Origin of the sequence: Acinetobacter sp. YH12227 (assembly GCF_013417785.1) — a bacterium.
Lineage (GTDB): Bacteria > Pseudomonadota > Gammaproteobacteria > Pseudomonadales > Moraxellaceae > Acinetobacter > Acinetobacter gandensis.
The window spans coordinates 1-19,982 of record NZ_VPDH01000034.1 but is presented as its reverse complement, the minus strand read 5'-3'; the positions used below and the strand labels follow the sequence as shown (position 1 = coordinate 19,982).

The 19,982-nt window shown below is 39.6% G+C and carries 13 protein-coding genes and 1 pseudogene; 6 read left to right on the top strand and 8 right to left on the bottom strand.

The annotated features are described in order from the left end of the window. Positions 1–76 precede the first annotated feature (76 nt). On the bottom strand, positions 77–2,575 hold the full coding sequence (locus FTV09_RS09190; RefSeq protein ID WP_180058112.1) for an ABC transporter permease: 2,499 nt from the start codon (positions 2,573–2,575) through the stop codon (positions 77–79). A 2-nt stretch (positions 2,576–2,577) separates the two neighbouring features. After that, positions 2,578–3,303, bottom strand: coding sequence for an ABC transporter ATP-binding protein (locus FTV09_RS09185; protein ID WP_067762305.1), 726 nt, complete (start codon positions 3,301–3,303; stop codon positions 2,578–2,580). A gap of 11 nt (positions 3,304–3,314) precedes the next feature. On the opposite strand from FTV09_RS09185, the gene FTV09_RS09180 reads away from it, so the two are divergent. Then, positions 3,315–3,944 carry an arylesterase gene (locus tag FTV09_RS09180; RefSeq protein ID WP_067762303.1) on the top strand — a complete coding sequence of 210 codons (630 nt, stop codon included), beginning with the start codon at positions 3,315–3,317 and terminating at the stop codon, positions 3,942–3,944. Between the two features lie 67 nt (positions 3,945–4,011). Here the strand turns inward: FTV09_RS09180 and FTV09_RS09175 are convergent, their stop codons facing one another. Next, positions 4,012–4,626 (bottom strand): carbonic anhydrase, encoded by a 615-nt coding sequence (locus tag FTV09_RS09175; RefSeq protein WP_067762301.1) that lies wholly within the window; start codon positions 4,624–4,626, stop codon positions 4,012–4,014. A 334-nt stretch (positions 4,627–4,960) separates the two neighbouring features. Here FTV09_RS09175 and FTV09_RS09170 point away from each other — a divergent pair, with 334 nt between their 5' ends. After that, entirely contained in the window at positions 4,961–5,998 is a 1,038-nt protein-coding gene (locus FTV09_RS09170) for an alpha/beta fold hydrolase (RefSeq protein WP_373687699.1), read from the top strand. Between the two features lie 47 nt (positions 5,999–6,045). Then, entirely contained in the window at positions 6,046–7,053 is a 1,008-nt protein-coding gene (locus tag FTV09_RS09165; protein ID WP_180058110.1) for a hypothetical protein, read from the top strand. A gap of 359 nt (positions 7,054–7,412) precedes the next feature. Here the strand turns inward: FTV09_RS09165 and FTV09_RS09160 are convergent, their stop codons facing one another. Further along, a complete protein-coding gene (locus FTV09_RS09160; RefSeq protein WP_180058108.1) occupies positions 7,413–9,449 on the bottom strand; it encodes a TonB-dependent receptor domain-containing protein in 2,037 nt (678 codons plus the stop codon). Between the two features lie 245 nt (positions 9,450–9,694). Further along, the gene (gene nfuA, locus FTV09_RS09155; RefSeq protein ID WP_180058106.1) at positions 9,695–10,333 is read right to left on the bottom strand and encodes a Fe-S biogenesis protein NfuA; all 639 of its coding nucleotides are present in this window, start codon (positions 10,331–10,333) and stop codon (positions 9,695–9,697) included. A gap of 158 nt (positions 10,334–10,491) precedes the next feature. Here nfuA and FTV09_RS09150 point away from each other — a divergent pair, with 158 nt between their 5' ends. Beyond that, positions 10,492–11,109 carry a rhomboid family intramembrane serine protease gene (locus FTV09_RS09150; protein WP_180058104.1) on the top strand — a complete coding sequence of 206 codons (618 nt, stop codon included), beginning with the start codon at positions 10,492–10,494 and terminating at the stop codon, positions 11,107–11,109. A gap of 83 nt (positions 11,110–11,192) precedes the next feature. On the opposite strand, the gene FTV09_RS09145 is transcribed toward FTV09_RS09150, so the two are convergent. Beyond that, positions 11,193–11,480 (bottom strand): hypothetical protein, encoded by a 288-nt coding sequence (locus FTV09_RS09145; RefSeq protein ID WP_288689016.1) that lies wholly within the window; start codon positions 11,478–11,480, stop codon positions 11,193–11,195. Between the two features lie 627 nt (positions 11,481–12,107). Here FTV09_RS09145 and FTV09_RS09140 point away from each other — a divergent pair. Beyond that, positions 12,108–13,655, top strand: coding sequence for a hypothetical protein (locus FTV09_RS09140; RefSeq protein WP_180058102.1), 1,548 nt, complete (start codon positions 12,108–12,110; stop codon positions 13,653–13,655). A 150-nt stretch (positions 13,656–13,805) separates the two neighbouring features. Here the strand turns inward: FTV09_RS09140 and FTV09_RS09135 are convergent, their stop codons facing one another. Beyond that, positions 13,806–15,422, bottom strand: coding sequence for an inorganic phosphate transporter (locus FTV09_RS09135; protein WP_180058101.1), 1,617 nt, complete (start codon positions 15,420–15,422; stop codon positions 13,806–13,808). Positions 15,423–15,890: 468 nt separating this feature from the next. On the opposite strand from FTV09_RS09135, the gene metH reads away from it, so the two are divergent. Then, on the top strand, positions 15,891–19,580 hold the full coding sequence (gene metH, locus FTV09_RS09130; RefSeq protein ID WP_180058099.1) for a methionine synthase: 3,690 nt from the start codon (positions 15,891–15,893) through the stop codon (positions 19,578–19,580). Positions 19,581–19,859: 279 nt separating this feature from the next. Here metH and FTV09_RS09125 read toward each other — a convergent pair. Beyond that, positions 19,860–19,982, bottom strand: a pseudogene (locus FTV09_RS09125) (IS5/IS1182 family transposase); the annotation flags it as partial.

Sequence of the window (19,982 nt, the reverse complement as noted above, 5' to 3'; positions counted from 1 at the left end):
TGCGCCCTATTTTGCATATTTTGAGATTCAATGACTCAGGTTTCATAATAATGATTAGGGTTTCACGATTAAGAGATTAATTATTAATATCACGCAAGCTTTCTAAAGGTGGAATATCACATAAATAGCTCAATCGATAACGACCAATCAACGCACATATCAGTGTCATACACATCGGTAAAATCAGCCATATTTCCCAATGGGGTTGAATGATCAACTCCATTTTATAGCTGGCAATCGCACTAATCACCTCAGCAAACACACATGCCACCACACCTGAAATAAAACCAATTAAACCAATTTCCGTACTCAGCATCGCTTTGAGCTTACGTTTAGAACCTCCAAATGAGCGTAACAGTGCAACTTCTTTTTTACGTTCATCCATTAACAGGTTTAAACAGGCAATTAACACCAAAATACCTGAGACACTGACCAACAATGCCAAAAGACTTATGATCTGTACCAATACCGCAACAATACGCTTGATCTCATCTAAAATTAAACTGACATCAATAAATACTGTATTAGAAAATTGCTGAATCAGCTGAATCAATTGCCCTTTGTCTTGCTCCGGTACATAGAAACTGCCTAAATAACTTCCGGCATTTTCATCCATGGTTTGGGGCGAAAATATAAAGAAAAAATTAGGACTAAAACTTTCCCATTCCACACTGCGTAGATTAATCACTTTGGCTTGTAGTAGCCCCTCAGGTAAACTGAAAGTGAGTTGATCGCCAATTTGAATTCCTAAAGCTTGCGCAGTTTTGACTTCAACAGAAACCTCTCCTATTTTTTCAAACGCAGTTTGGCCCGTGATAATTTTATTATCTTTAGGGAAAGTCGCTGCTTGGGTCAAATTCAGCTCGCGCCTTAAAGAGTTATTGGTCTTTAGCAATGTTTCTGAAAATGGCAAATCATTTTTTGCAACCAAACGACCTCGAATGTTTGGATACATAGGAGTACCCTTCCAACCATGCAAATTAAGTTGCTGTTGGAAGTCAGCCAATTCAAAAGGTGGTAAGCCATAAACAAACTGGTTAGGCGTACCTTCAGGTAATTGCTGCTGCCAACGCTCTAGTAAGTCAGTACGTAACACAGCTAAAACAGTGATCAGACTCAAACCCAAAGCCAGTGCGGTAATTTGAAAGGCAGTTTGATATGGCGTCCGGATATAAGCAGATAATTTAATACGTAGGCCCTTTAAGCTTTTCAACCCTAGCCAAATCAACGCATAAAGCCCTAAACAAAGCACAATAATTGCACCTACAACCCATAAGGTCAGTTGTAGATTTTCCGTTAAAATGACGCAAAAAATGAGTAAGCCCAACGTGCCAGTGATCAACATCCATAACATGGAACGAACTGAACGCTCATGCTGACGAATAATCCGTGCAGGTGGCGTTTTAAGCAATTGCCATAAACTTGGAACCACGAAGCCAAGCAATACAATCACACTGGTTAACATCGCAATAGGCAGCGGCCCAATCAGCATAGACCAGGCTGAAAATTCAAGCGCCAAATGTGGAATGAGTTGCAGCATTAACTGTAGCAACACAAATCCAAGCCCTAATCCAATCACACTACCTAGCACAATAGAAATAACAAAGACCACAGCCAGCAGTGCTAAATACGCCATTAAAATTTGTTGCTTCGTCGCACCAACACATCTCATCAATGCAATGGCATCTTGATTTTGTTGCACATAACGCTGACTACTTAAGGCAATGGCAATTCCACAGAGTAAGATTGTTAAGATATTGGCCAATTGCAAAAACGTTTCTAAATTGGCGATCGGTTTCATTAAGCGGCTATTGCCTTCACTAGCATTACGCAGTTTCAAGCTCGTTTGAGATGAATCCTGTTGTTGCGCTTGAGTTTCATCAAACGTAGTGTCTGCATCATGACCCACGATTTGTTTAAATTGCTTTTCATAGGTTTTCGTTTGCTGCATCTGCCCAGCAAGTAATAAGCGATACTCAATACGGCTGCCCACCTGAATTGCATTAGTTCGAGCAACTTCCGATTGTGCAATGATTACAGTCGGTGAAAAACCGCCAAAACCAAGTTCTTGATTTGAGTCATGGGAAATTTGTGCTGTAAATCGAAAAGATGCATCTGCAATCTGTACAGTATCTCCCAACTTGACCTGTAATAATTCCATCGCACGCTGACTGAGCCACACCTCTCCAGCTTGAATCGATCGATTGAGTGTCGGTGAAGTTCTGAGTTCTCCACGTAAAGGAAAATTGGCATCTACAGCTTTCACATTGACCATCACAAATTGATCAGCTGTATGCGCCATACTGCTAAATAGGGTAACATTAGATTGCGCTAAACCATCTTGCGTAGCTTTTTTTTGCCATACATCTGGAATGTGTTCGTTATCGGTCAATACCAAATCGGCAGCCAACATTTCAGCCGCTTGCAATGCCACTGCGTTTTGAATTTGCTCATTACTAAACTTTAATGCAGTAGTAGCACTAATCGCCAAAGTTAAAGCGATGATAAGTAGATAAATACCTGTCGTTTTGAAGCTTTGTTGTAATAAGGGTTTAAACAATGCCAGGAGATTCATGCTTAATCTCCTAGTCGATGTTCGATCAGCTTGCCATGTACTATTTCAAAATGTCGCTGACATTGCTGCGCTAACGCGACATCATGCGTAACCAAAACCAATGTCGTACCCATCTCGCGATTCAACTGAAATAACAATTGTTCAATATCATATGCCGTTGCTGCATCCAAATTACCTGTTGGCTCATCTGCAAAAATAATGTCTGGCTCGCTGACTAAGGCACGTGCTATTGCAACCCGTTGTTGTTCACCACCAGATAGTACCTTTGGTGTTTGCTGTGCTTGACGATTTAAACCAACTCTTGCCAATAACTGAAGGGCTTTTTGCTCAGCCTCTTTTAGGTTGAAATCATTTTTTAAGCGCAGCGGCAACATCACATTTTCTAATGCCGTTAAATGTGGCAATAATTGAAACGATTGAAATACAAAGCCAATATGCGCCAAACGTATTTTCGCGCGCTGCTCTTCATCTAAATGCTGGATATCTTGACCACATACTTGCAACTGACCATGACTGGCTTGATCAAGTGTCGCTAATATCCCCAACAAAGTTGATTTTCCTGAACCAGATCGACCAGTTATAGCCACTTGCTCGCCCGCAAAAATCTCTAGATTAAGATCTTCAAAAATGCTCAACTGCTTATCATTCAGTTGTATGTTTTGTGTCAATTGCTGTGCAGAAATAATCGGCTGTGGCATGATGGCGGTATCTGTCGTGTGTTGGCTCATAACATCCCTATATGCAAAATCGCATTCAAAAAATTCGTTTGTGTTCTTACTTGTTGGGTTTAAGCATGTGTTTAAGCCCGATGCTCTTGGCTGCAAAAACCATTATGGTCGTGGGTGACAGCATCAGTGCAGGCTATGGCATGAATATACAGCAAGGCTGGGTTCATTTACTTCAAAAACGTTTAGACCAACAGTATCCGAAACAACATAAAGTGGTCAATGCAAGTGTGAGCGGCGAAACCACCAGTGGTGCTTTGGCACGACTGCCAAAATTATTGCAAAGTCATCGTCCCGATATTGTGATTATTGAACTGGGTGGCAATGATGGCTTACGTGGTCAACCCCCTGCACTCATTGAAAAAAATTTAGCGCAGTTAGTGCAAAAGAGCCAACAGGCTAAAGCGAAGGTCATCGTATTTGGAATGAAGATTCCACCAAACTACGGTACGGCTTATAGCAAGGCATTTGAACAAAACTACAAAATTGTCAGCCAAAAATACAATGCAAAACTTCTGCCATTTTTTATGCAAGGTGTTGCAGGACAAAAAACACTGATGCAAAAAGATCAAATTCACCCAAATGCAAAGGCTCAGCCGATTCTGCTCAATACAGCCTATCCCATGATTAAAAGCAGTTTGTAAAAATATTTACTAAAAATTAAAAAGGCGCTTCATTTGAGCGCCTTTTTTCGTTTAAATTTTTAAAATCTTAGAAATCGTAAAAACTTACTTCACCTGTTTCAAGTGAGTATTCGGCACCAACAACTTTTAATTTACCCTGAGCAATCAAGTTTTCTAATACTGCTGAGCCATGACGAAGTTGATTCACAGATGCAAATACATTTGAACGAACTGCATGCATAGACAATTTATCTAAATCATCTTTCAATTCAGTTTGCATTAAAATTTCTACAGATGGGCGCACACGGTTCACAATCGACATCAGATTTGCAGATGGAGGTGTTGCCGGGTTCATTAAGGCTTCAATCGTCGAATGGATTGCGCCGCAGTGAGTATGACCTAATACAATTACAACTGGGCAACCAAAACTTTCTGCCGCAAATTCAACACTACCAACTTGCGATGGTGCAACAATATTACCTGCTACACGAATGACAAATAAATCGCCTAAGCCTTGGTCAAAAACCATTTCAGCAGGAACGCGCGAATCTGAACAACCCAAAATAATCGCAAAAGGCTCTTGGCTTCCTGCCATTTCAGCGCGTTGCTGATGCGTTAAAAGTTTAGGATGGTTCGTTTCACCTTGAACAAAACGAGTATTTCCCTTTTTTAAACGATCTAAAGCTTCTGCTGCTGTTAGCATGTTCTGATTACCCTTATCTGAAGTTGCAATATATTAATCCCACTCAGAACGATTGTCACTTGCAAAAGAATAGCTATCGATTTTTTATTATTCAGATGGATTTGGTACAAATTGCAAATAATCATTAATCTGAAAATATTATTTTTTCAGTAATGGTTCACACTTTTATAGCTGAACTACAACTACATCAAAAAACTAATCAGTGACAACTGTCATTTTTTATTTACAATATATTTCATAAACATAGCAATTGGCTTTTAAGGCTAATTCAGATAATTGTCATATAAATGATCATAAAAATTGCATCAAATATAGTTACAAGGGGTTAAGGTCAATGCAAGGACATCGTTGCGTGGTTTCTGGCATATTTAAACTTGCGATATTGAGTTGTATGTTCATTGCAGGCTCGAATAGCATAGCTGCAACACAAACACCAACGAATACATTATCGACACCATCTATCCTACAAAATTATCTCAATCAAGATCGTAAAACCGCAGGTTTAGTTTCACGCACAGTACAAGTCGGCAATATCACTTGGAGCTATAGTGAAGGCGGTATTCGTACCAATCCTTCTATACTATTAATCCATGGTTTAGGTGGCACACGTGATAACTGGAATCGGGTTGCACATTACCTGACTCCCTATTATCACGTTATTATTCCTGACCTACCTGCCAATGGTGATACCCGCGTCCCTGCAGACTTTGACGTGTCTGTACCAAATGTTACTGAGCAATTACGACAATTCGTAACCAAAATTGATATTGAAGATCGGCTGAATGTTGCAGGTCATTCTTTAGGTGGATCAATTGCCACGGTTTATGCCTCTCAATATCCTTTTGATACCCAAAGCCTATTTTTACTCAATAGTGCGGGTATTTATAAGCAGGCCAATACCAGTTATACCCGTGATCCATATTCATTGAAAAATTTGATTGTTTCAAAGCCCGGTGATTTGGATGATGTTATGCATAAGTTAATGCAAAATCCGCCAAGCGTTCCAACCCCATTAAAGAAAGCTCAAGAAAATTTACTCATTTCACGGGCACCCCAAACCAGTAAAATGATTGATCAAGTGGTTACTTTAAATCGCATTTATACGCCTGAGACTTTTGCCCGTTTAACCCGTACCGTTGAAGCGCCCACGCTCATCCTTTGGGGCAAACAAGATAAAATTTTTAATGTAGAAGTTGCAGGTGAATTAAAGTCATTATTGAAACGTGCCGAAACACCGGTAATTTTGAATAATGTTGGTCATATGCCCATGATTGAAGCAGAACAACAAGTTGCTGATCATTACCTCCCATTCCTTGCAAAAAGTCAGAAATTTAAAAATCCTTTGGCAGATAAACTGATTCAGTTAAACTGAGGTATCGCTAATAATTCATGCCCTGCAAATGGGTATTTAAGGACAGTATGCAGAAAAACCCGATGATTGAGCAGCTCATTGAGGCTCAACTCAACTTTTTAGATCAGCAATTTTCGCAGTCTGAAACAGTTGCAACCGAGTTTACCCAGTTTTATCAGTGGTTTCGTAAACAGCCTTTACAACAGATTTGGACTTTTGAACAAATCAATGCTTTGCTGCAAAAGCAGATCTTAAATACTCAAGCTACTCAGTTTTTAATTGAGCAGATTGCCGAACATATTAAGTTTGCGCTAATTCATCCAGCGAATGATCAAACAACCATTGCTGAAATTATTCCTGTGTTAACGATTGATAAAATTGCGCAATATGTTGCAAGTAAACAAGGTCATCGTCAGCGTTTGATTCACACCATGGTCAACAACCCTGCTTTTTCAGCCATGATTAGCCAACTGATTCAGCATGCGATACAAGATTATCTAGACAACTCTGTGATTGCCAAATCTGTGCCCGGCGTCTCTCGCTTTATGAAGATGGGTAAATCGGTTTTAGAAAACGTTACAGACACCAATCTTGACAATGCCATCACGAAGTATTTGCAAAAGAATATTTTGAAATTAAGTCAGATGAGTGAATCTGTACTCAATCAGCATTTTGATGACAATAAGCTTTATCATTTTCAAGCCAACTTATGGCATAAAATTAAGACGATGCCTGTTTCTGTCTTAAAAAACTATATTGAAGTTCAAGATTTACCTCAAACCGTCGGTTTAGGGCATGAAATTTGGGACTTTATGCGTCAGTCTGATTATATGAAACAGCAAGTGCATGATGGCGTGTATGCTTGGTACATACGTAATCAGGAACGTCCATTTGATTTATTGCTACGTGACTTAAATATTGATGAAGCTTTGGTTCAACATGAACTTAACAATTTATTAAACCCGATTATTCAAAAAATGATTGGTTCAGGCTATTTGCGTGAGCGTTCACGTCATTATTTAGAACAGTTCTATTATGCTGATGAGACGTTAAAAATATTAGGTATTGTATCTTAAAGTTATCAAAATAAAAAAGCCGCGACTGCGGCTTTTTTTATTTATCAACAGCTGTTCCATATTTTGCTAAACATCGCCAAACCAGTTGCTGTTTTTGCATCCATCCATTCATTGGTTGTGCAAATGAAGACTCAGTTTCGAGATTAACTGGACGGATTTATAAGGTCAAAAAGTACCTTAAATAGTCATTTTCTTTACGTTGTTTCAAAGTAATTAACAGATTTGATATCATTTGCTAATGTGTAAATTGGGATATAACAGATCTGTACCATAAACATCGTGCAACTGATTAATAAAAAATCAACGAATTTGAAAATGTAAATAGCCCAAAAGTGTGGGCTATTTAAACTTAGTAAAAATTAGAAACGAGCTGTAAAACCTAAATAGTATTCAGCTGGATTACTTGTACCATCTCCACCTGCATCAATACTAACACCGCCAATGTTTTTAACCCCACTTCTAAAAGTTAGATAATCATTAACTTCATAATTCGCACCAACATCCATTGTGGTATATGCTTTTGCATATGTCGCAGATGAATCTGCAGCTTGCAGCGCCTGTTTACCTAGATACTGAACATTAGTATGTAAATTTAATTTATCAGTAACATCCCAATAAAGTGCACCATTAAGTGTGAGTTCAGGCGTTGCCAATAATGTAGCACCTGTTTCTAAGTTTTTAGATTCAATCATATAAGTCGCATTACCACTCATACGAACTACATCACTTAATGGGAATTTGTAAGTTACCTCTATACCACTTGTACGTGCCTTTTCGACATTCTGTTGCATTGTATAGAATTGATTTCCATATCTTGCATAACGTAAGTTTTGCATTAGATCATTAATATCACTGCGGAAATATGTCATATCTACAGCATATCCACCCTCAGCATAACCAAAACCTACTTCGTAGTTTGTACTAGTTTCAGGCTCTAAATCTGGATTCCCCAGCATATTACATACATGGCCTGCTGATGCCCCCCCCCAATCCGAGAATACTTTACATCCATTACCTCTCGAACCTGTACTTGATGTTGCTGAACGCTCTTTAAGGTTTGGTGCACGGAAACTACGTGACACACCACCTTTTACTGTCCAAATATTAGTTGGATGATAGACCAAATAACCACGAGGAGAGAAGTTGAGATCAAAATCATCATACTGATCTAAACGTCCACCCAAGGTTAAAATCAGATTTTCTTGTAAATGGATTTGATCTTCAGCAAAAAGCGACCAAGAATATGCATTTGGTGATAAATCTGCAGTTAATGTTTCCCCTGTATCAACATCAACATTAATATTACCAATGTTGCTAGCATTAGAAACTTCTTCATATTTGTACTGTGCACCCACAGTTAAATCATTTTTAAAACCCGCGATTTGTAAAGGTTTAGTAGCTTTCAAATCTAATACAGCTTCGGTAGCTTTAGTATCTCCAATATTAGCTTTTGAAGTCGCAAATTCATCTTTATTTTCAATTTCGTTATAATAAAGATCAGCATAAGTTTTTAGCTCATTTTTGAATGTACCAGCATAACCAATGCCAAATCCTTGTCTTTCCATTTCATATGCAAATTGATCCGCACCACCTTCAACAACATCCGGTTCTTCTTTACCCCATGACGCATCTATATTGAAAGTATGTGTATCATTAGGAGCCCAAGTAAGACGACCATTTACAGTATCATTTATTGCACCTGAAGTACCTGTAGTTGAATTATCTCCTTCACGATCTGTACGATTTACACCAAATCTAAAACCTAAGGTATCTGTTAAAGGCCCAGCTAAAGTCGCACCATAAGTGACTGTATTACCACGTGTACTCGTATCAGGCTTGGTGTAGTCTAGATTTACAGAACCTGATAGTTGTGATGGAACTTTTTTAGTGATGATATTAATTACACCACCAACAGCTTCAGAACCATACAGCGTTGACATTGAACCACGAATCACTTCAATTCGCTCAATCATGTCAGGTGTAATCCAGTTTAAATCTTGATCCACACGATCAGGGCGGTGGCCTAAAAGTGACTGATTTCCTACTCTCTTACCATCAACCAATATTAATGTGTATTTGTCAGGCATTCCTCGAAATGTAATTTTTGAGCCAGAACCTGAGTTTTTAAAACCACCAGTTACACCAGGTAAGTCACTTAATACTTCTGCTAAATTACTAAAAGGCTTTCGCTTTAAATCTTCGCTTGTAACAACACTAATTGAAGCAGGAGCATCCTTTACATTTACTTGAGAACCACTTGCAGAAACAACGATGGTCTCCATTTTAACTACAGATTCATCGACTGTTTCTGCTGGTACTTCATTCGCATGAGTTAAGCTAACCATGGCACTTAAAACTGAAAGTGTCAGTGCAGAGCGCAGTATTTTATTCGTCATTGGTGTTTCCAAATACTTAATTTATGGATAAATATTGAATGTTATGTTGCGCATTGTAACTAACAAAAATAATATTGCAACTAATTTTAATAATCATTCTCATTAACAAATAGGAAATTACTGATTCCCTAAGTAAAAACCAATTTTTCTATGCTTTGTACAAAGTTGTCCTATTTATTTTTTGTTCAGTTCCAAAAACTTTGGGCAAAAAAAAACCGCATAAAGCGGCTTTTCTTCACGAATGCTTATTTAAAATAAGCACCCTCAGACTGACTATGGTCTGTTTGGTCAACAACACGCATCAATTCAGGTACATGCTGTTTTAAAGTTGTTTCAACGCCTTGTTTAAGCGTTAAATCAATAGAAGAACAACCTTGGCAACCACCACCAAATTTAAGTACGGCAGTTAAACCATGCTCTTCATCTTCAACAACTTCAACCAATGCACAGTTACCACCGTGACCCGCTAAACCTGGATTAATCTCAGACTGAAGTACGTAAGTAATACGTTCTTCCACAGATGCATCAGGGCCAACACGCGGCACTTTAGAGTTTGGTGCACGGAAAGTCAGCTGACCACCAAAACGGTCTTTATTGTAATCAATAACAGCATCTAACAAATATGGAATAGATGGTGCATCGACATAGGCAGGGAAATCTGGGTATTCCTGTTTATAGTCTGTCGGTACAACTTCTTCAGGTGCACTGTAAGCCATACAACATTCAGCACGCGGCGTCCCCGGATTTTCCACAAAAACTCGAACACCAATACCTGGTGTGTTTTGTTTATCCAAAAGATCCTTCAAATACTCTTGAGCAGTTGGTGTGATCAATAGGTTTGGAATTTCTTCAGCAACTGCTGTGCTGTTGTTCTCAGTCGACATGACAATATTTCCTCAAGCTGAAGCGGCTATTTTAGCTTAAGATGCGGTGCATTACGAAAAAATCAACTAAAATTGTCGGAATTATTCTGAAAGTTCACGCTTTCACACTTTTTAATGGCATTATTAAAGACAAATTTTAACAAGTAGAATAGCCATTTATGTTGGGATTACCATTTAACCACACTGTGACAATTATTCTGATTACTGTGGTCATTTCCCTTATTGCCTTTTCAAATCAGAAAGTCATGAATCGTCTGTTATTTTGGCCACCTGCGCTACAACGTGGTGAATATGATCGATTTATCAGCCACGGCTTTATTCATGCTGACGGTGCTCACCTTCTATTTAACATGATTACCCTATTCTTCTTTGGCTCTGTCATTGAAAGTTTTTATCGCCAATACTTTTTTGACATGGGTTTTGTGCTGTTCTATTTAGGTGGTTTGATTGCAGCCATTATTCCGAGCTATTTAAAACATAAACATGATACACATTGGGCTAGTTTAGGTGCTTCAGGGGCGGTTTCTGCTGTGCTATTTGCCTATATCTTGTTTGAACCATGGAAATTAATCTTTGTATTCTTCATTCCTGTTCCCGCGATCATCTTCGCGGTACTGTACGTAGCTTATAGCATTTGGTCTGGCAAACGTGGCAACAGTAATATTAACCACAGTGCACATTTGTGGGGAGCGGCATATGGTATCGTCATGACGATTATTCTAGAGCCAAAGTTAATCCCTCATTTCTTAAACAAACTTTTAGATATTCCGTTTTAAAATAGAATATTAGCGCTCAAACAAAAAAGGATTCTAGTTTTAGAATCCTTTTTTATTATATCTTTTAAATCATCATTTAACTTTTAAACATCCATAGGTTGTAATAGCTCACCATGTTCAAAATGCCAAGTTTTTTGATAGGCAGAAACAAAGTTGGCAATAAAAATGGGTGCACGATCAATCGGTGACTTATCCTTAAAATGTCCGTATTGTTTAGCCCAATCATAACAACTCTGATCAAGTGGATATTCGGTAAGAATCCCACAGACGAAATTTTTTTGTATCCAAGCCTGTGCAAGATCAAAACTCGAAAAAACTGCACTCGCAAAGCCAGGGCGCATGGCATTGAATATATAAACTTTGTTCGACACAATTATGCCCCCATTTTTCTCTTTATTCACACCTCAATAATAAGTGTGACACATATCACACTTAAATACATTTTCTGTAATTTGACCCGAATTATTCGTAACAAAACCTTAATCTTAGAAGCGTATTTAACACGACTTAAATAAGTAATTACTTCAACTGAGTCATGAACCAATAAAATTAGTGATCGCTTATTTCAAATGTATACACAACACACGCATGCTGTAATTTAGGCTATAAATGAATAATAAAAAGGAATGTTCAAATGAAAAAAATCACAATGATTGTTGGGCTGCTTTGTTTTGAGTTTTCTATCTGCCTGAGCAGTTCATACTCGTGAAGGGAGCATTGTCATAGACCCTGATCGTAGCAAATAGCCACACTGGAATGGTGAATTTCGTCCACTTGGACAAGCCAAAAAAGACAATGTTAATTCCGTACCTTTGTAACAAGAAGGCTTTCTTAATAGAAGGCTTTTTCAAGTTTAAGTACTTAGGTTATTTCAAAAATACGTCATGATTCATGTTAATTCATACAATTTTGGCAGTTTATGCCACCTGAGTTTTTAAATTGGCATAGATAATGTATACATCTGTATATTAATGACAACGTCAGGTGAGATATTTTGCATGTCCAGTTCTCTTGAAGGTCTTCAGTTCCCTATTTCGTCTGCTACTCAAAAACCAAGTAGCTCCAAAACCGGTCGTGAAATTATTGCAGAGGCTTTAGCTTCTGTAGATCACCAAAGCTCTGTACGTGCAAAACAGGAAAAAAACTGGCGTAAGAAATATCCTGAATATTTTAAAGCCTTGGTTGAACAAGGTATTCAAAGTCCGGAAGCTGCATTGAGTATTGCATCCAACGGTTTAAATAAAGCCAAACATAGTTTTAACTTTTATCGTGATCAAGAAAAATTTTCCCTAGATGAAATGATGAATTTACCTATTCAACCTCTGCACACCATTAAACTTAAAGGTGAAAGTAATGCAGTTCCCGAATGGTATGTACCCTATCACGGACAAAAACTACAAGGCGATGCTCTACTTCAACAAATCCAAAAATGGCAAGATGCTGGTGTCGTTGAACCAAGTCATGCGGATGCTCTACGCGAAGCGGTGGCGCACCCAGAATGGTTTGACCTTTCAGATCGTACCATGGTGCTATTTGGTGCAGCCTCAGAAGCTGGCCCACTGACCTGGCTTGCCAAGTGGAAAGCCAATATTGTCGCTATTGATCTTAATAATGAACGAGTATGGGATCGTATTTTAAATACTATTCAAGAAGGCAATGCAACGTTATACGCCCCTAGTCTTGAAGCGCTCAGTGCAGACACACCTATTCAGGAACTGAAACAAAAATTAGGTGCTAATTTACTGACACATATCCCTGAAATTGCGCAGTGGCTTGCACAAAATGAACATCAACTTGACTTGGCTGCTATTGCTTATTTAGATGGTGAAAAACATGTGCGTGTAGCAATGGCCATGGACAGTATTATGGATTATGTCAGCCAACAAAAAGCCGAAACGAGCCTTATGTTTATGTGCACACCAACAGATGTATATGCTGTTCCTAAAGAGATCGTGGATGCTGCACAAGATAAATATCAAGCACGTGGCAAAGTTCAAAAATTATTAACTCAAAGTGTTGCTAAGATTTCTGCACAGCACTTTTTTAAACAAAATAATAACCAAACGACTTTAGCTGAAAATGGAAAATCTTACGGAATTGCCGACTGTTTAGTGGTTGAACAAGGCCCCAACTATGCACTTGCGAAACGAATTCAACAATGGCGTGCAACCGTTGCTCGCCATCAAGGTCAACGTGTAAGTATTAATATTGCACCCTCTACCACAACACGCTCAGTCACAAAGAATCCATTATTAAAAGCCGCATTTAATGGTGCCAAACTGTTTGATGTTGAGTCATTTAATCCTGAAACGACCAATGCCTTGATGGCTGCGCTGTGGATTCATGATTTACGTAATCCTTCATCTGTGGCAAACCCAGAAACACCACTAGATCATCCACTTGAGCTGATAATGTCTGGTGCCAATCACGGCGGCTTGTGGCGTGTAGCCTATCTCGCACGTACCGCATTACCATTTGCTGCACTCTATGGCTTCGCCAATGACAAACTGCCTTTGGACAAAATGCTTGGTAAATTAAAGAAATAAATAGCGAAAATCCTTCATTTGAAATTTGTATTTATAAAAGTGCTCAACATGCTTTCTTAACGTGCTAAACAATAATGGTTAGCACTATTTACCAAACTTTAAAGCATAAAAAAACGCTGCGATTGCAGCGTTTTTTATATTGAAAACATCTTAGAAAACTTTCAAGAACAACCAGTATAAGCAGCCTGATAAACAAATGGTTGCTGGTAGTGTGAAAATCCACGCTGAAAGAATAGTTTTCACTGTATTAAAGTTCAAACCTGATTTGTTCGCAACCATGGTACCTGCTACAGCAGAGTTCAATACGTGTGTAGTTGACACTGGCATACCAAAACCATCAGCCGCTGCAATTGTAGACATTGCTACAAGCTCTGCAGACATACCTTGACCATAGGTCATATGGTTTTTACCAATTCGCTCGCCCACAGTCACAACAATACGCTTCCAACCCACCATTGTTCCTAGACCAAGTGCAAGTGCAACCGCAACTTTCACCCAAGTTGGGATGTATTGAAGGAAGGAATCTAAATTGCTACGGTATTCTTTAACAGTCTTCTCTTGTGCTTCTGCCATTGCTGGAAGTTGCTCAGATTTATCAAGACGTTTAAAAGCCGTCGTACTTAAATACATGTCATTACGGATTGAAGATACTTCTTGTTCAGGAATATCTTTTAAGTCGCCATATTGACCAACACGCTCACCTAGGTGATCCGTCATACTTGCTAAAGCAGGGACAACATCAGGTGTAATTTCTTTGGTTTGAATGTATTTTGTTAATATGTCACGCGCTTTTTCATCCGCAATTTCATCATGATTTGGATAAATTGCAGTTGCAGTTTGCGCCGATAATTGATGGAAAGATTGGATGTGTTGATTGTCGAGGTTTTTATTTAGCGAGTAAGCTAAAGGTACACAACCGATCAAAATCAACATGATTAAACCCATGCCTTTTTGACCATCGTTTGAACCGTGCGCGAAACTTACACCAGTACAAGTAAAGATCAGAATTGCGCGGATTAATGGTGGCGGTGGTTTATTACCTTCAGGTGGCTGAAAGAGTTCAAGCTGTTTGCTGAAGATTTTTTTCACCAATAGGAACACAACTGCTGCGAAAGCAAAGCCAATCAGTGGTGAAAACAGTAATGCTTTACCCACTTTCATCACTTGTTCCATATCCACGCCGCTAGCACCACCTGCATTTAACAGATAGTTCATGATGCCCACACCTAAGATAGAACCAATCAGTGTATGAGAGCTAGATGCTGGAATACCTAAGAACCACGTACCTAAATTCCAAAGAATCGCGGCAATAAGCATGGCAAATACCATGGCAAAGCCTGCACCAGAACCGACGTTCATAATCAATTCGACTGGTAGCAAAGCAATGATACCGTAAGCAACTGCACCACTTGCCACCATTACACCTAGGAAGTTACAAAAACCTGCCCACATCACAGCAACAGGTGCAGATAAAGCATTGGTATAAATAACAGTGGCTACAGCATTGGCTGTATCGTGGAAACCATTCACGAATTCAAAGCCAAGTGCGATGAATAAGGCAGTGCCCAGTAAAATCATGGAATAAAGACTTAAAGGCGGAACGTGTGCCAAGTCGGCAGTGACCTGAAAGCCAATATAGATTAACGTTGAAATGATCAACGTCAGGAACACCGGCATAAAGAATTTCGGTGTTGGCACATGAACATTCGTCGACTTTGTTGCTGTCGACGTGTGCGCTGAATCTACGGGAGTTTGTTTAGAATTCATGCAGGCAAGAATAGAGGATTTTAGAATCCCCATATTGTTCAATTTAATTGTGACAATTATATGACAAAGTGGTGTCATATAAAGCAATATTTCATGCTTTATTTGTATTTGCTCGTCTGAAAAAACCAACCAAAATACTATGTATTCGCAAAATAATTCAAATACTTATCATCAATTTTAAAAGTTGATTTTAGTTTGAAACCCAATGTTTCAATAACAATATGGCCTTGTCATATTTCTTGTCATCATTGTCCTAGCTGTCGATTATTTTTCAATCATGCCTTAGGTATATGACAAATTTATGAAGCTTTCCAAATATTTACTCTAAACACAACGCAATCAAATACGTGTGTTTTTTCAACAATCTGATATTAACGGCTCATTCGAACCGATTGAATATCAATAAAACTGCATTGAATTCTGTTAATATATTTGCCGATTTTATATTCCATCGGATTGGGGTTATTTATGTCCACGCTTGCCACCCTAAAAGAGCTGCTAGCTCAACGTATTCTGATTATCGACGGTGCCATGGGTACCATGATTCAGCGTCATAAACTCGAAGAAGCTGACTACCGTGGTGAGCGTTTTGCGGACTGGGCTTCTGACCTCAAAGGCAATAATGACCTTTTAGTCTTAACACAACCTCAAATCATTCAAGGTATTCATGAAGCTTATCTTGATGCGGGTGCAGACATTATCGAAACCAACAGCTTTAACGGCACACGTGTTTCAATGTCTGACTACCACATGGAAGATCTTGTTCCTGAGATTAACCGTGAAGCAGCACGTATTGCCAAAGAAGCCTGCAAAAAATATTCAACGCCAGAAAAACCGCGTTTTGTTGCAGGTGTACTCGGGCCAACATCACGTACCTGCTCAATTTCACCCAATGTAAATGACCCTGCGTTCCGTAACATCACCTTTGATGCACTGAAAGAAAACTATATTGAAGCTGCACATGCCCTGATCGAAGGTGGTGCGGACATTCTCCTGATTGAGACAGTATTTGATACATTAAACTGTAAAGCAGCAATCTTTGCAGTGAAAGAAGTCTTCAACCAAATTGGCTACGAATTGCCATTGATGATTTCAGGCACCATTACCGATGCCTCAGGTCGTACATTAACAGGCCAAACCGCAGAGGCGTTCTGGAACTCTGTTCGTCACGGCGACTTGCTATCAATTGGTTTCAACTGTGCCTTGGGTGCAGATGCCATGCGTCCGCACGTCAAAACCATTGCTGACGTTGCTGATACTTTTGTTTCAGCCCATCCAAACGCAGGCTTGCCAAATGCCTTCGGTGGATATGATGAAACCCCTGAAGAAACAGCTGCCTTTATTAAAGAATTTGCTGAAAGCGGTTTGATTAACATTACCGGTGGTTGTTGTGGTACAACGCCTGATCACATCCGCGCAATTTACAATGCAGTTAAAGACATTACACCGCGCCAAGTACCTGAAACAAAACCTGCGTGTCGTTTAAGTGGTTTAGAGCCATTTAACATCACTGAAGAATCACTTTTTGTGAACGTGGGTGAACGTACCAACGTAACAGGTTCTAAAAAATTCTTACGCTTAATCCGTGAAGAAAACTTTGCAGAAGCACTCGATGTTGCACAGCAGCAAGTTGAAGCCGGCGCGCAAATCATCGACATCAACATGGATGAAGGCATGCTCGATTCAGAAGGTGCGATGGTGCACTTCCTGAATCTTGTCGCTTCTGAGCCTGAAATTTCACGTGTGCCTATCATGATTGACTCATCAAAATGGGAAATCATTGAGGCAGGCTTAAAATGTGTACAAGGTAAAGCGGTTGTTAACTCAATTTCCTTGAAAGAAGGTTATGACGAGTTTGTACACAAAGCGCGTCTATGCCGCCAGTACGGTGCTGCTGTTATTGTCATGGCATTTGATGAAAAAGGTCAGGCCGATACCGCTGAACGTAAACGTGAAATCTGTAAACGTTCTTACGATGTACTTGTGAATGAAGTTGGCTTCCCTGCTGAAGACATCATTTTTGACCCGAACGTGTTTGCTGTTGCAACGGGTATTGAAGAACACAACAACTATGCTGTGGACTTTATTGAAGCAACAGGTTGGATTAAACAAAACTTACCACATGCGATGATTTCAGGTGGTGTGTCTAACGTATCGTTCTCCTTCCGTGGTAATGAACCTGTACGTGAAGCGATTCACTCTGTGTTCCTTTATCATGCCATCAAGCAAGGCATGACCATGGGTATCGTCAACGCAGGTCAAATGGCGATTTATGATGATATCGATCCTGAGCTAAAAGCTGCAGTTGAAGATGTGATCTTGAACCAAAATCAAGGTGAAAGTCAGCACGATGCAACGGAAAAGCTACTTGAAGTGGCTGAAAAATACCGCGGTCAAGGCGCTGCGCAAAAACAAGTAGAAAACTTGGAATGGCGTGAACTTCCAGTTGAAAAACGTCTTGAACATGCGCTTGTTAAAGGCATCACCACATTCATTGATGAAGATACTGAAGAAGCACGTCTGAAAGCTAAACGTCCTTTAGATGTAATTGAAGGCCCACTCATGGACGGCATGAACGTGGTGGGTGATTTGTTCGGTTCGGGCAAAATGTTCCTACCACAGGTAGTAAAATCTGCACGTGTAATGAAACAAGCTGTTGCATGGTTGAACCCGTTCATTGAAGCTGAAAAGTCTGGCGGTCAATCTAAAGGTAAAGTCTTGATGGCGACCGTAAAAGGTGACGTCCATGACATCGGTAAAAATATCGTAGGCGTAGTGTTAGGCTGTAACGGCTATGACATCATCGACCTTGGGGTGATGGTGCCTTGCGAGAAGATTTTGCAAACTGCGATTGATGAAAAAGTTGATATCATCGGTCTCTCAGGTCTGATCACACCGTCTTTAGATGAAATGGTGTTTGTTGCCAAAGAAATGCAACGTAAAGGCTTTAATGTTCCGCTGATGATTGGCGGTGCAACCACATCTAAAGCGCATACTGCAGTAAAAATTGATCCGCAATATTCAAATGATGCGGTGATTTATGTTGCCGATGCATCTCGTGCGGTGGGTGTAGCAACAACTTTACTTTCTAAAGAAATGAAACCGAAGTTTGTTGAGGACACACGTGCTGAATATGAAAAAGTCCGTGAGCGTATTGCCAATAAACAGCCTAAAGCAGCCAAACTGACTTATGCTGAATCAGTAGAAAATGGCTTAAAAATTGACTTTGCTGCCAATGCGCCTGTGAAGCCAAACTTTATTGGTACACAAACCCTAACCAATTATCCATTAGACACTTTGGTTGAGTATTTTGACTGGACACCGTTCTTTATCTCTTGGAGCTTAGCGGGTAAATTCCCTGCTATCTTAACGGATGAAGTTGTAGGTGAAGCAGCGACTGACTTGTATGAACAAGCACAGACCATGCTGAAAGATATTATCGACAACAAACGTTTTGATGCTCGTGCTGTGTTTGGTATTTACCCTGCAAATCGTTCAGCAGCGGATTCGGTTGAAGTGTATAGCGAAGATGGTCAATCGGTTACGCATACCTTCCATCACATTCGTCAACAGTCTGACAAAGTGACAGGTAAACCAAACTTGTCATTAGCGGACTTTGTTGCGCCTAAAGGTGTCGCAGAAGACTACTTGGGCGGTTTCACTGTATCCATCTTTGGTGCGGAAGAAATGGCCAATGAGTACAAAGCCAAAGGCGATGACTACTCTGCAATTTTGGCTCAATCTTTGGGTGACCGTTTTGCTGAAGCTTTTGCGGAGCATTTGCATGAGCGCATCCGTAAAGAGTTCTGGGGCAACCAAGCATCTGAAACTTTAAGCAATGAAGAGTTGATTAAAGAGAAGTATGTGGGCATCCGTCCTGCACCGGGTTATCCTGCTTGCCCTGAGCATTCTGAAAAAGCGCCATTGTTTGACTGGTTAGGCTCTACCGACAAGATTGGTACGCAATTGACCACTAGCTTTGCAATGTGGCCACCTTCATCTGTCAGCGGTTTCTACTATGCCAACCCTGAAAGCCAATACTTTAACGTGGGTAAAATCGCAGGCGATCAGCTTGAGGATTATGCGAAGCGTAAAGGTTGGACTTTAGATGAGGCGAAGCGTTGGTTAGCGCCGAATTTGGACGATTCTGTAGTTTAAGGCAATCATGTGAGGTGGTGTAAGACACCACCTCTTCTTTAGGTATATTATGAAATTAGAAGAACTACAAAAAAATTTAACCCAAGAACATACCTACTCTTTTATTTACAGAATGTATTTTGAAATAGAGACGAATTCCAAGTATTTTCCGTTCAAAAGAATAGGGATTATTATTAGTCTTACTATCTTTCTCGTTATATTTTCTAATTTTATTCCTTTACCAAAACGGCTTTGTTGCACAAAGATTTGAAATGCAAAGCGCCCCTAATTGAGCTAAATTTAAGGCGTAACTTGGGTAAGTGGTCGACCTAATTCCGTAAATCTGTTAAGAACTGCTACACGTGCATGGATCTCATTCACTTGGCTATCAAAACTCCTTGCACTGAGTTTATCTCCTAATAA

What these genes read in the sequence shown, in the direction of transcription:
- FTV09_RS09190 (WP_180058112.1), bottom strand. Translation starts at nt 2,575, where the DNA reads ATGAATCTCCTGGCATTGTTTAAACCCTTATTACAACAAAGCTTCAAA.
- FTV09_RS09185 (WP_067762305.1), bottom strand. Translation starts at nt 3,303, where the DNA reads ATGAGCCAACACACGACAGATACCGCCATCATGCCACAGCCGATTATT.
- FTV09_RS09180 (WP_067762303.1), top strand. Translation starts at nt 3,315, where the DNA reads ATGCAAAATCGCATTCAAAAAATTCGTTTGTGTTCTTACTTGTTGGGT.
- FTV09_RS09175 (WP_067762301.1), bottom strand. Translation starts at nt 4,626, where the DNA reads ATGCTAACAGCAGCAGAAGCTTTAGATCGTTTAAAAAAGGGAAATACT.
- FTV09_RS09170 (WP_373687699.1), top strand. Translation starts at nt 4,961, where the DNA reads ATGCAAGGACATCGTTGCGTGGTTTCTGGCATATTTAAACTTGCGATA.
- FTV09_RS09165 (WP_180058110.1), top strand. Translation starts at nt 6,046, where the DNA reads ATGCAGAAAAACCCGATGATTGAGCAGCTCATTGAGGCTCAACTCAAC.
- FTV09_RS09160 (WP_180058108.1), bottom strand. Translation starts at nt 9,449, where the DNA reads ATGACGAATAAAATACTGCGCTCTGCACTGACACTTTCAGTTTTAAGT.
- nfuA (WP_180058106.1), bottom strand. Translation starts at nt 10,333, where the DNA reads ATGTCGACTGAGAACAACAGCACAGCAGTTGCTGAAGAAATTCCAAAC.
- FTV09_RS09150 (WP_180058104.1), top strand. Translation starts at nt 10,492, where the DNA reads ATGTTGGGATTACCATTTAACCACACTGTGACAATTATTCTGATTACT.
- FTV09_RS09140 (WP_180058102.1), top strand. Translation starts at nt 12,108, where the DNA reads ATGTCCAGTTCTCTTGAAGGTCTTCAGTTCCCTATTTCGTCTGCTACT.
- FTV09_RS09135 (WP_180058101.1), bottom strand. Translation starts at nt 15,422, where the DNA reads ATGAATTCTAAACAAACTCCCGTAGATTCAGCGCACACGTCGACAGCA.
- metH (WP_180058099.1), top strand. Translation starts at nt 15,891, where the DNA reads ATGTCCACGCTTGCCACCCTAAAAGAGCTGCTAGCTCAACGTATTCTG.